Below are 12,535 nucleotides of genomic sequence, written 5' to 3' on the forward strand. Positions count from 1 at the left end.
TGGGCAAAGATCGTTACAGCAGCTATCGTTCGTGCCGATAGGCCTCCCTCAACCCCAGAAGGGCACAACATGAAGAGACGTTGGCTCGCGTATTCCACTGCAGTACTGGCTATTTCCGCCTCGGCGGTAGTACTTCCCGCCGGCGTGGCCTCTGCTGCACCATGTTCGGATGTCGATATCTCCTTCGCTCGCGGTACCGGCGAGCTCCCCGGACTCGGCATCACCGGCACGCCGTTCGTCAACAGCCTCAAATCTCAGCTGACGGACCGCTCGGTGAGCACCTACGCCGTCAACTACGCCGCAGACTTCACCCAGGCAAGCGCGGGCCCCGGATCCCGTGACCTCGTCGCACACCTGAATTCCGTTGCCGCATCGTGCCCTTCGACGAAGTTCGTGATCGGTGGATATTCGCAAGGAGCCACCGTGGTGACCAACGCCGTCGGCCTGCGCACTCCCAGCAGTTTCACCGGTGCCGTCATTCCCGCCGACCTGGCTTCCCGGGTCGAGGCAGTCGTGGTGTTCGGCAACCCATTCGGCCTGCTCGGGCAGAAGATCGAAACATCCAGCAGCACATACGGTTCACGTACGACCAGCTTCTGTAACTTCGGCGATCCGGTATGCCAGATAGGCGGATTCAACGCCTTCGCACACCTTCAGTACGGTACGAACGGCTCCACCACGCAGGGCGCACAGTTCGCCGCCACGCAAGTTCGCACCTGATTTCGGCTCAGGGGCGCAGATTCAATCCCGTCGTCGTCGAGAAGTAGTGCACCGTCTCGGCGCGCGGCGCGATTCGAATGACGTCACCCTGAGAGGGAGTCGAGATGTCGGGGATTCGAGCGATGATCTGCGTCCCCAGCGTGCCGAGATTCGACGCGTCCTCGACGGTGCGGCCGTAGATGTAGGCATCTGCACCGAGTTCCTCGACGACGTCGACAACGATGTCGGTACCGGAATCGGACAGCGTCCATGCTTCCGGGCGCACGCCCATCGTCACGCGGCTGCCGTCGACGCGGTCGGCAATCGACCGCTCGATGGGCACCGTCAGCGATCCGATTTTTGCGGCACCGGCGACGACGTCCACCTCGAACAGGTTCATCGCGGGCGAGCCGATGAAGCCTGCAACGAACGCATTGACCGGGCGCTCGTAGAGCTCCTTCGGGCTGGCGCACTGTTGCAGCACACCGGCTTTCATGATCGCCACCCGATCTCCCATGGTCATGGCCTCGACCTGATCGTGGGTGACGTACACCGTGGTGGTGCCGAGCCTGCGCTGCAGCAAGGAGATCTGCGTGCGGGTCTGGACGCGTAGCTTGGCGTCGAGGTTCGACAGCGGCTCGTCCATGAGGAACACCTGCGGGTTCCGCACGATCGCACGGCCCATCGCAACGCGCTGGCGCTGACCACCGGAGAGCGCCTTGGGTTTACGGCCGAGGTAGTCGGTCAGGTCCAGAATCTTCGCCGCTTCCTCGACGCGTCGACCCACCTCTGCCTTGTCCATACCGGCGATCTGCAACGCGAAGCCCATGTTCTTGGCGACGGTCATGTGCGGGTACAGCGCATAGTTCTGGAACACCATCGCGATGTCGCGTTCCTTGGGTGCCAGCGAGGTGACGTCGCGATCACCGATCTTGATGGCACCGTAGTCGACGTCCTCCAGCCCGGCGAGCATGCGCAGGGAGGTGGACTTTCCGCAGCCGGACGGGCCGACGAGAACGAGGAATTCGCCGTCCTCGATGGCGAGGTCCAACGACTCGACCGCGGCGACGTCCGATCCCGGGTAGAGCTTGGTCGCTCCTTCGTACGTGACCTGTGCCATGGGAGTGCTCCTTTGTAGAGGTTAGAAGAATCGATGTGCGGAGCCGGCGGGCTCGGCGCGGAGAAATGTGGGTTTCGGTAGTCCGGATCGTGCTGCGCTGGAGTCGATCTCGATCACCACGGCATCGACGATGTCCGACGGCACCAAGGCAATGGCCGATCCGCCGAAGCCTCCGCCGGTCATGCGAGCCCCGTGCGCACCTGCGCGAAGCGCTGCGTCCACGGCACTGTCGAGTTCCGGAGAGCTGACCTCGTAATCGTCTCGCAACGACACGTGCGAGGCCGTCATCAACGCACCGAGTTCGGAGCCTGCGGCACCGCGGTCGAGTAGCCCGGCCGCCTGCTCCACCCGCCCGATCTCACTGATGATGTGGCGAACTCGCGAGACCAGAGTGTCGTCGACGAGGCGCGAGACGGTCTGTTCGAGATCGAGGCCGCGCAGCGTCGTGACGCCCAACTCGGCGTACGCGGTGTCGAGCGACTTCCGACGCGCTCCGTACTGACCGTCGACCAGCCGATGCGGGGCGTTGGTGTCGATGACCAGCAGCCGGGTTCCCGACGCGTCGAGATCGAGGGGGATCTGACGCGTCGACCCGTCGAGACAATCGAGCAACAGCGCATGTCCCGGCTGAGCCGACATCGCAATGTTCTGATCCATGCCGCCCGTCGACGCTCCGGCGATCTCGTTCTCGGCTCGAATACTGGCGTCGATCAGTACGTTTCGATCGACCTGCAGACCGAACAGCTCACTGATCGCCAGGGCGAACGAGCACTCGAGGGCCGCCGAGCTGGAGAGGCCCGAACCCACCGGCACCGAGGAATGCACGGCCACATCGACTCCGCCGACTCCATGCTCCAGCAGGGCCCAGGCCACGCCTGCCACGTATGCCGACCAACCCGCGGGTGCACCTGGACCTATCTCCGCGAGCTCACCCGTCCACGACTCGTCGGTGTGCGTCGATACGGCGCGCATCACCGTGTCCTCGCGGCGACGTACAGCGACTGCCGTGGCGTACGGCAGCGCGAACGGCAACACGAGCCCGCCTGCGTAATCGATGTGCTCCCCGATGAGGTTGACCCGGCCCGGTGCGATCCAGACGCCCTCGGGTTCACCGCCGAACGCGCTACGAAACAGCGCTGCGGCCCCGTCCGCGAGATCTTCCTCGGCGACGACATCGAGCCACTTCATCCGAGTACCTCGCGCAATCGATCCGCGATCCGTTCCGGCGTGGTGTCGTTGACCCACGCGCCCATCGCCGATTCCGACCCGGCCAAGAACTTCATTCGACCCGGTGAGCGCATCATCGAAAACAGTTGCAGGTGCAGCCGTCCCAGTTCGCGATCGGCTCCCACGGGAGCTTGGTGCCACGCCGAGATGTACGGCACCTCGTCGACGCCCTCGAAGAACGCATCGACTCCGCGCAGCAGATGTCGGTAGACCCCGGCAAGTTCGTCACGCTCTGCGTCGTTCAACTCGGCGAGGTCCGCCACATCGCGGCGAGGGGCGAGATGAACCTCGACCGGCCACCGTGACGCCGCCGGGACGTAGGCGACCCAGTGCTCGGCGTCGACCACGATGCGTCGACCCGAACGCAGTTCGGCAGCGAGGACATCGGCCAGCAGTACTCGTCCGGTGCTCTCGAAGTGCTTGCGAGACTGCCGCATCAGCGCGTCGGTCCGAGGTGGGAGGTAGGGGTAGGCGTAGATCTGACCGTGCGGGTGCGTCAGCGTGACGCCGATTTCCTTGCCGCGGTTCTCGAAGCAGAAGACCTGTTGCACGCCGGGGATCGCGGAGAGTGCGGCGGTGCGGTCGGCCCAGACGTCGATGATGGTGCGGACCCGAGAGAGCTCCAGCGAGACGAAGGAAGCGTCGGGATTGCTCGCGAAACAGATCACCTCACAGCGCCCGGTGCCGGGCGCGAGTGGCCACAGCGACTCACCGTCCACCTCTGCCGGAAGTGTCTGTTGTGCAGCAGTTTCGGACAGTGATGGGAAACGGTTCTCGAACACCACCACGTCGTAATCTGCAGCCGGGATCTCCGTCGCCGGCCGGTCCGGTCGACTCGGTGCCAACGGTGATGCGTCGGCCGGCGGCAAGAACGTGCGGTCCATCCGCTGGGCGGCGATGACGATCCATTCGCCGGTGAGAACGTCGAATCGCATCTGCGACTGCGACATCGACGGCGCAAGAGCGCGGGTATCGACCAGGTCGCGGGTGGCTCCACCGGAGACGTAGGGCTCGGTGTCGTCGTAATAGATCAGCTCACGGCCGTCGGCCAGAGTGGTCGACGTCTTGCGCAGTGCGTGCGTCGTGGCGTCATGCGCGGTCATCGAGTACTCGTTCCTCGTTCGTGTCGACAGGTTCTCCGGCGATCACCACGTCGTCGATCACCTCGGACAACGCGTCCTGGACGCCGGGATCGAGTCCGGCATCGGTGACGAACACGTCGACGCGAGAGAGCGGGATGGTATTGGCGAGGGCGCGGACACCCCACTTGGTGTGGTCGGCCAGCACGATGACGCGTCGAGACGACGCCACCAGTGCCTGATTGGTCTGCGCCTCCATGAGATTGGGGCAGGTGAGCCCCGATTCGATGTCCACCCCGTGCGTTCCGAGGAACAGCATGTCCAGGTGGATGCTCTGCAGTGCGCTGACCGTGAGTGGCCCGACCAGCGCGTAGGACGGCGTGCGTTCCCCGCCGGTGAGCAACACGGTTTGATCCGTCCGGCCGCCGGTGTGAAAGACCTCGGCAACAGGGAGTGAATTGGTGACGACCGTGATGTCCGGGACGTCGAGTAGCTCCTGGGCGAGAGCATGTGTCGTGGTGCCGCCGGAAATGCCGATCGACGTTCCCGGTCGAACGAATCGCGCTGCGGCCTTCGCAATAGCGGACTTGGCATCTCGATCGAGTTCGGACTTGGCCGAGAACCCCGGCTCGAACACGCTGGCCGATCGCGGCAGCGTGACGCCGCCGTGTACTCGTTCGACCAGACCGCGGGCGACGAGCTCGTTGACGTCGCGCCGAATGGTCATGTCCGACACCGACAGTGCTGCGCCGAGATCTGCGACCTTGACCGCGCCCTCGGCCGTCACCTGGTCGAGGATCTTCTGCTGACGCTGATGGGCGAGCATCAGCGGGTCTCGGCGATCACTGCACTACCGCCTGCAGCCACGATCAGCTCACCGTCGACCTGTGCTCCGCCGACCAGGTCCATACCGGTGGCCGGCACGCTGACCTTGTCGGTTCCGTGGTTGAGTACGAAGAGCCAGGACTGGTCCCCTGCCGATCGTCGCACGATCTCCACATCGGATCCGAGGTCGCGTCGGAGGTCGATACCGGCTGCAGCACAGAGCTTGTCGGCCAGCGCGTCCCAGCCCGCCGCGTCGTGAACGGCGGCCGCGTACCAGGCGGCACCGGAGCCGACTGCGCGCTTGGTCAGCGCAGGAACTCCGCGCAGATGACCCTGGGTGTGCCGTGCCAGCACATCGACATCCTCGGACACGGTGAGGTATTCGCTCCAGATCTCGCCGAGGGTCTCGTCGTCGAGAGTCAGGGTCTCGCCGTCCGCGAGCGGAAAGAACTCCTCGACTCGGACCCCGAGCAGCTCGCGGAAGGCCCCCGGGTACCCGCCGAGTCGAACATGATCGTCCTCGTCGGCAATTCCCGAGAACGCAGTGACGAGCACCTGCGCACCTGATTCGGCAGCGTCGGCTATCCGCGCGGCAGTCTCGTCGCTGCACAGGTAGAGAGCCGGAACGACGATCACGTCGTACCCGTCCAGGTCCGTCGACGACGGAACCACGTCGCAGGTCACGCCCGCGGAGGTGAATCCACGATGTGCGCGTCGAGCAATCTCCATGGGCTGCATCGCCATCGACGGGTGGCCCTCCTGCTCGCATGCCCACTGCGAGGCCCAGTCGAAGAGCACGGCAACCCGAGCATCGACCGTGCTGCCGGCCACCGGGGCCATGCGACGCAGAGCGGCACCGAGCTCGACGACCTCGCGCCAGCGGGCGGAGTCCTCGCCTGCGTGCGGAACCAGAGCCGAATGGAACTTCTCTGCACCTGCCTTGGAGGCGCGGAATTGGAAGTAGGCGATGCCGTCTGCGCCGCGAGCCATGTGCGCCAGGGAGTTACGCATCATCTCGCCGGGAACCTTGGCGCGGTTGATGTGCTGCCAGTTGACGGCACTGGTGGAGTGCTCCATCAACAACCAGGGCCGACGGCCGGCCACGCCGCGGGTGAGATCGGCCGAGAACGAGAGCTTGTGATGTGCTGCACCGTCCCCTGTTTCGGGTCCGACGAGGTAGTGGTCGGTGGAGACGATGTCCTGCTCGGGGGCCCACGACGCGTAGTCCATGTTGCCGGCAAGCGCGGGGCCCTGGCCCATACCCACCATGAAGTTCGTGGTGACCGGCACGTCCGGAGTGATCCGGTTCAGGACGGCCTTCTCGGCGCGGTACTGCTCGAGCAGCGCGTCGGAACAAAAGCGTCGCCAGTCGAGCTGGTGGGTGGGGTTACCGAACGTGGTGCTCACCGAGGGAGGAACGATCTCGTCCCAGTCGCTGTAGCGCTGGCTCCAGAAGTCGGTGCCCCACGCGGTGTTGAGGGTCTCGAGGTCGATGTACCTGGCGCTGAGCCATTCCCGGAACGTGTGGGCACTGTCGTCGGAGTAGCAGAGAGCGTTGTGGCAGCCGAGTTCGTTGGAGACATGCCACATCGCCAGTGCGGGGTGCTCACCGTAGCGGTGCGCCATCTTCTCGACCAGCGCGAGTGAATGTTCGCGGTAGACAGCGGAACTGGGGCTCCACGTCTGACGACTGCCGATGGCGTAGCGGTAGCCGCGCTCGTCGACCGGACGCATCTGGGGGTAGGCCGTGGCCAACCAGGGCGGGGGCGACGCGGTAGCCGTGGCCAGGTCGACTCGGATCTCACCCTGATGCATCAGGTCCATGACGCGATCGAGCCACTCGAAGTCCCACGTCGTGGCAGTCGGTTGCAGCCGGGCCCAGGAGAAAACACCGACGGTGACGAAGTCGACGCCGGCCTCGTGCATCAGCTCGACGTCGCGATTCCAGACGTCCTCGGACCACTGCTCGGGGTTGTAATCGCCCCCGAAAGAGATACCCCGGGTCGGCCAGGTGCTGCGTCGCGCTGTGTCCATGCTCACAATATGAACGAGCACTTCTCAGATGTCAACATGAATGAACATTTTCCCACTGATGCAGGTGAAAGGTCCACGAGAAGCTTGACAGACGCTGCTGGGTCATGTTTCTGTAACCTGCATCACCCCGAACGGTCAGCAAACGCACACAGTTGGACACACTGAATGTTCACTTCTGATCGTTATCGATATTTTCCGGCGAAGGATTCTCATGAACCCACACGAGTGGCCGCGTACGTGGCAGCCGTCTCGGCGCGACTTCCTCAGGTCGGCGCTCGTTGCCGCGGGCGCAGTGACCGCCGGCGGCGTGCTGTCGTCGTGCTCGAGCAGTCTCGATCCCAACACGGTCACGCTCGGCTCCCGGCTGTCGGACAAGAACTCCAAGGTCGGAGTCGAGGACTTCGTTGCCATGTATCGGCAACAGACCGGCGGTGACATTCGCGTCAACACCGTCGATTCGACGTCGTTCCAGGAGAACGTCAACAACTACCTCCAGGGGACGCCCGACGACGTGTTCACCTGGATGGGCGGCTACCGAATGAAGTACTTCGCAGACAAGGGTCTGGTGGAGGACATCTCGAACGTGTGGGCCAGCAACGGCGGCGGATACAGCGACAGCTTCAAGGAGAACTCGACCGGATCCGACGGCAACCAATATCTGATTCCGTTCTTCTACTACCCCTGGGCAGTGTTCTACCGGCCGAGCCTTTGGGCCGAGCGCGGATACGAACCGCCCAAGACGTACGACCAGTGGGTCGCGTTGAACAAGCAGATGCAGGCCGACAACATCACCCCGATCGGCTTCGGCGCTCGCGACGGCTGGCCACCGATGGGGACGTTCGACTACCTGAACCTGCGCCTGAACGGCGTCGACTTCCACCGCACCCTGTTGGCCGGCGATGTCAGCTGGACCGACAATCGCGTCCGCACGGTGTTCGACACCTGGCGCGAAATCCTGCCGTTCCATCAACCGCAGCCGTTGGGCCGCAAGATCGCCGATGCGCAGACGGCATTGCTCAACAAGAGCGTCGGGTCCCTGGTCGCCGGCATGTTCGTCGCACAGAGCTTCCCCGCCGGGGCCGAGCGGGACGACCTCGACTTCTTTCCCTTCCCCGAACTCGACTCCGTCATCGGCAGTTCCGCTGTCGAGGCACCGATGGACGGCTTCATGATGCGCGCCGATCCGCGCAACCGTCCCGCCGCCGAGAAGCTGCTGACCTTCCTCACCGGCCCCGAGCCGGCCGTCGCCTACGCGAAGCAGGATCCGCAGGCCATCCCCGCACACCGCGACGCCGACCTGTCGGATTTCCCTGCGCTGGTGCGCAAATCGGCAGACCTCGTGCAGAACGCCGGAGACATCACGCAGTTCTTCGACCGCGACACGCGACCCGACTTCGCGTCCATCGTCATGATCCCGGCCCTGCAACAGTTCATCGGCAACCCGAACGACGTCGACGGATTGGTCCGCAGCATCGAACGCCAGAAGTCGGCGGTGTTCGGAACATGATCGTGCGCAGTGCGATTCGACCCCCATCATTCACTCGACTTCGAGATCAGGTAATGCCATGACCGCACCCGAACGGGTCAAGTCGCCGAAGATCAGGCGCAGTGTTCGCGAGAAGTGGACCATCGCACTGATGCTGGGCGTTCCCGCAATGATCGTCATCGGTCTCGTCTGGATTCCCACCGTGTTCACGGTGATCCTCTCGTTCGCACGCTGGGACGGAATCGGCGGCACGTCGAGTATCGAGTGGATCGGTACGCAGAACTACGTCGACGCGGTCCAGGCGTATCCGCCGTTCCAGCAAGCACTGCAGAACAACGTGCTGTGGCTCGTCTTCCTGTTCCTCGTACCCACCGTCATCGGCATCCTGCTCGCGATTCTGCTGGACAAGAATCTCAAGGGATCTCGGCTCTACCAAAGCATCTTCTACATCCCCGTGGTGCTGTCGATGGCCCTCATCGGCTTCATCTGGCAGCTCATCTACTCCACCGAGGGGGGCGTCCTCAACAGCCTGCTCGGCACGGACGTCGACTGGCTCGGCGATCCCGACATCAACATCTGGGCCGTCATGGTCGCGGCAGGTTGGCGTCACACCGGCTACATCATGCTGTTGTACTTGGCCGGTCTCAAGGCCATCGACCCGTCCGTCCGCGAGGCCGCGGTGATGGACGGTGCCGGACCGATTCGCACGTTCTTCAGCGTCATCTTCCCGCTGATGAAGAACACCAACCTGCTGATCATCGTCATCACCGTCATCGAGGCGCTACGCGCGTTCGACCTGGTGTGGGTGATCAACAAGGGCCGCAACGGACTCGAGCTGATCTCGGCGCTCGTGACGGCCAACGTCGTCGGTGAGGCGAGCCGGATCGGATTCGGTTCTGCGCTGGCCACCATCATGCTCGGCATCTCGCTCGTCTTCATCGCCCTGTACCTCGCCATCGTTCTTCGGAGCAAAGACTGATGACCACTTCACTCACGCGCACAGCGCCTCCCGAGCGCGATCCGCTGACCCGCAACCGCGCCGCCGTCGCCAATCGTCGACGCGCGGGCACCGCACAGATCGCGATCTACGTGCTGCTGACGGTCATGGCGCTGGCCTGGCTGTTCCCTCTGGTGTGGGCGGTGTACAACTCGTTCCGCGACTACGACTACGTGCTGCTCAACGGGTACCTGTCGGTGGGCGGCTTCACGTTCGACAACTACATCGACTCGTGGCAGATCGGCGGCATCCCGCACTACTTCCTCAACTCGATGATCATCACCATTCCGTCGGTGCTGCTCATCCTGTTCTTCGGCTCGATGGCAGCGTTCATCCTGGCGCGGTTCAGCTGGAAGTTCAACATCTTCATGCTTGCAGTGTTCATCGCCGGCAACCTGCTGCCGCAGCAGACTCTGCTGACACCGTTGTTCCGGCTGTACAACGCAATTCCGGTTCCGTACTGGATGAGCTCGTCGGGCTCGCTGTACGACAGCTACTGGGGCCTGATCATCGTGCACGTCGCATTCCAGACCGGCTTCTGCGTCTTCGTGCTCAGCAACTACATGAAGACGGTGCCGTACGAACTGCTCGAGGCCGCGACCGTCGACGGAGCCGGGTTGTTCCGGCAGTACTGGCAGGTCGTCATGCCGCTGTGCCGGCCCGCGCTGGCCGCACTCGCCACACTCATGGTGACGTGGATCTACAACGACTTCTTCTGGGCCCTGGCCCTGATGGTCAGCGGCGACAAGCTTCCGGTGACGACGGCGCTGCAAAATCTGCAGGGCAGCTTCTTCACCGACACCAACCTGCTGGCCGCGGGCTCGGTACTGGTCGCACTACCGACGGTGCTGGTTTTCATTGCGCTGCAACGCCATTTCGTGTCCGGACTGACGATGGGTGCCAACAAGTGAGTTTCGTAGTCCTGCGCCGTGACGGTGTCATGGTGATCCTCGGACCGTCGTCCACCGCCGTTCCCGCCGTGCTGCACTGGGGTACCGATCTCGGTGAGCTCACCGAACACGACCTCGTCGAACTGCGCAGGGCCGCAATTCCCGCAGTTCCGCACTCTAGTGTCGATGTGCCGCGGTGGCTCACCCTCGCCCCCGGTGGCGACGACGCCTGGCAGGGCACCCCGGCTCTGGCGATGCATCGCGACGGTTCGGTGCAGTACCCGCGGTGGGCGGAAGTGAATGTCTCCGCTACCGAATTCGGTTGCACTGTGGACGCTTCCGATAGCGAGCTGGGCATCTCGTGGTCGATCGAGTTGTCCCTCGCGGTCGGTGGATCACTGCGAGTTCGGCAGCGTGTCCAGAACGTCGACGGCGGACCCTTGACCGTCGACGGCGTTGTGACCCTCATGCCGCTGCCGGACAATGCAACCGAACTACTGGATCTGACGGGCCGTCATTGCCGCGAGCGCACTCCGCAGCGTCGACGGTTCGACCACGGTGCAGTGGTGCGCGCGTCACGCCGCGGACGAACGGGGCACGACGCCACCCTGGTTCTCACCGCAGGCAGCGAGGGCTTCGGCTTCCGTAGCGGCGAGGTGTGGGGTGCCCACGTCGCGTGGAGCGGCGATCATCTGCATCTGGCCGAGAGGCTTCCCGAGCGGGCCGGTCAGGCCTCGGGCGTTCTGGGCGGTGGTGAACTGCTCGCACCCGGTGAGGTGGTGTTGCAGACCGGCGAGACCTACTCGACGCCGTGGGTACATTTCGTTTATTCGGCTGTCGGACTTGACGGTTCGGCGCAGTCGGTGCACCGCTGGATGCGCTCCCGTCCAGCACATCCCTCGCCGCCGCGGCCGGTGGTGCTCAACGTGTGGGAGGGCGTGTACTTCGACCACGATCTCACCCGGCTTCGCGGCATCGCGGATGTCGCAGCGCGCGTGGGCGTCGAGCGATTCGTCCTCGACGACGGTTGGTTCCGCCACCGACGTGACGACCGCGCCGGTCTGGGCGACTGGCAGGTGGACGAGGGGGTCTGGCCAGACGGCCTGGCCCCGCTCTTCGATCACGTCCGAGCGCTCGGCATGAGCCCCGGCCTGTGGTTCGAGCCCGAGATGGTCAACCTGGACTCCGATATCGCTCGGGCACATCCCGATTGGCTGCTCGCAGCACCGGGCCGTATTCCACTCGAATGGCGCCATCAGCACGTACTGGATCTGACCCGCGACGACGTCTTCGACTATCTCCTCTCGGCCATCGATGCGGTGTTGGCCGACGAGCGGCCGGACTACGTGAAGTGGGATCACAACCGGGACCTGATGCTCGCCGTCGACTCCGACGGACGCGCTGCGGTGCATGCACAGACCTCGGCGTACTACCGATTGCTCGACGCCTTGCGATCCCGGCATCCGCAGGTCGAGTTCGAGTCATGTGCATCGGGCGGTGCCCGCATCGATCTGGAGGTGCTCGAGCACACCGACCGCGTCTGGGCGTCGGACACCAACGATCCGCTCGAACGTCAACGGCTGCAGCGGTGGACCACACAGCTGCTGCCGCCGGAGCTGATCGGCTCGCACGTCGGTCCGCAGATCGCGCATACGTCGGGTCGATGGTCCACTCTCCAGTTCCGTTGCTTGACATCGCTGTTCGGCCACGCAGGGCTGGAGATGGACGTCACCGAACTCTCGTCCGAGGACCACGAGTACCTGACGTCGTGGACCGGGCTGTACAAGGAACTGCGCGGGTTGTTGCACACCGGCGATGTGGTGCGCGCCGACCATCCCGACCCGAGCGTCTGGGTACACGGAGTCGTGGCAGCGGATCTGTCGGAGGCCGCGTATTCGATAGTGCGGATGGATACCTCGCCCGAGGACCGCACCGATCGCGTCCGCCTTCCAGGTTTGGATCCACATGTTCGGTACCGCGTCGAGTTCGTGCGGGAGCTCAGCGACCTGGGCAACGGCATCGAACTTCCGCCCTGGATCGCCGACGGCGGAATCGTCGAGCTATCGGGTTCGATGTTGGCGCAGGCGGGCGTGGCTCTTCCGGTGCTGTTCCCGCAGACTGGAGTGTTGCTGCGGGTGCTCGCCGTCTGAGGCGTATCGGCTCCTCAGTTGTGGATTT

Annotated in this window: 10 protein-coding genes; 5 read left to right on the forward strand and 5 right to left on the reverse strand. The window is 64.3% G+C overall.

Going from position 1 to position 12,535, the window contains the following annotated elements; all coding sequences use genetic code 11:
- The first annotated feature begins 69 nt into the window (after window positions 1-69).
- Window positions 70-720: a cutinase family protein gene (locus O4220_RS01255; RefSeq protein ID WP_269601734.1), complete on the forward strand. Its 651-nt coding sequence runs from the start codon at window positions 70-72 to the stop codon at window positions 718-720.
- 7 nt (window positions 721-727) lie between these two features.
- On the opposite strand, the gene O4220_RS01260 is transcribed toward O4220_RS01255, so the two are convergent.
- From O4220_RS01260 to O4220_RS01280, 5 genes are read right to left on the reverse strand one after another with little or no spacing between them, the layout of a single operon-like run.
- Window positions 728-1,819, reverse strand: a complete 1,092-nt coding sequence (locus O4220_RS01260) for an ABC transporter ATP-binding protein (protein WP_269601735.1) — start codon at window positions 1,817-1,819, stop codon at window positions 728-730.
- Window positions 1,820-1,840: 21 nt separating this feature from the next.
- Window positions 1,841-3,007 carry a galactokinase gene (gene galK / locus O4220_RS01265; RefSeq protein ID WP_269601736.1) on the reverse strand — a complete coding sequence of 389 codons (1,167 nt, stop codon included), beginning with the start codon at window positions 3,005-3,007 and terminating at the stop codon, window positions 1,841-1,843.
- Window positions 3,004-4,149, reverse strand: coding sequence for a galactose-1-phosphate uridylyltransferase (gene galT / locus O4220_RS01270; RefSeq protein WP_269601737.1), 1,146 nt, complete (start codon window positions 4,147-4,149; stop codon window positions 3,004-3,006). Before galT ends, galK begins: the two co-directional genes overlap by 4 nt.
- Window positions 4,136-4,951, reverse strand: a complete 816-nt coding sequence (locus tag O4220_RS01275; RefSeq protein ID WP_269601738.1) for a DeoR/GlpR family DNA-binding transcription regulator — start codon at window positions 4,949-4,951, stop codon at window positions 4,136-4,138. The genes galT and O4220_RS01275 overlap by 14 nt, the downstream gene beginning before the upstream one ends.
- Entirely contained in the window at window positions 4,951-6,984 is a 2,034-nt protein-coding gene (locus tag O4220_RS01280; protein WP_269601739.1) for a beta-galactosidase, read from the reverse strand. The genes O4220_RS01275 and O4220_RS01280 overlap by 1 nt, the downstream gene beginning before the upstream one ends.
- Window positions 6,985-7,195: 211 nt before the next feature.
- On the opposite strand from O4220_RS01280, the gene O4220_RS01285 reads away from it, so the two are divergent.
- The 4 genes from O4220_RS01285 to O4220_RS01300 are packed head-to-tail and all read left to right on the forward strand — an operon-like array spanning window position 7,196 to window position 12,507.
- Window positions 7,196-8,491, forward strand: a complete 1,296-nt coding sequence (locus O4220_RS01285) for an ABC transporter substrate-binding protein (protein ID WP_269601740.1) — start codon at window positions 7,196-7,198, stop codon at window positions 8,489-8,491.
- Between the two features lie 58 nt (window positions 8,492-8,549).
- Entirely contained in the window at window positions 8,550-9,449 is a 900-nt protein-coding gene (locus O4220_RS01290) for a carbohydrate ABC transporter permease (RefSeq protein ID WP_032378859.1), read from the forward strand.
- The gene (locus O4220_RS01295; protein ID WP_269601741.1) at window positions 9,449-10,378 is read left to right on the forward strand and encodes a carbohydrate ABC transporter permease; all 930 of its coding nucleotides are present in this window, start codon (window positions 9,449-9,451) and stop codon (window positions 10,376-10,378) included. Before O4220_RS01290 ends, O4220_RS01295 begins: the two co-directional genes overlap by 1 nt.
- A complete protein-coding gene (locus O4220_RS01300) occupies window positions 10,375-12,507 on the forward strand; it encodes an alpha-galactosidase (protein ID WP_269601743.1) in 2,133 nt (710 codons plus the stop codon). The genes O4220_RS01295 and O4220_RS01300 overlap by 4 nt, the downstream gene beginning before the upstream one ends.
- The last annotated feature ends 28 nt before the right edge of the window (window positions 12,508-12,535 follow it).

The sequence above is a fragment of the Rhodococcus ruber genome, from assembly GCF_027270735.1.
Classification (GTDB): domain Bacteria; phylum Actinomycetota; class Actinomycetes; order Mycobacteriales; family Mycobacteriaceae; genus Rhodococcoides; species Rhodococcoides rubrum_A.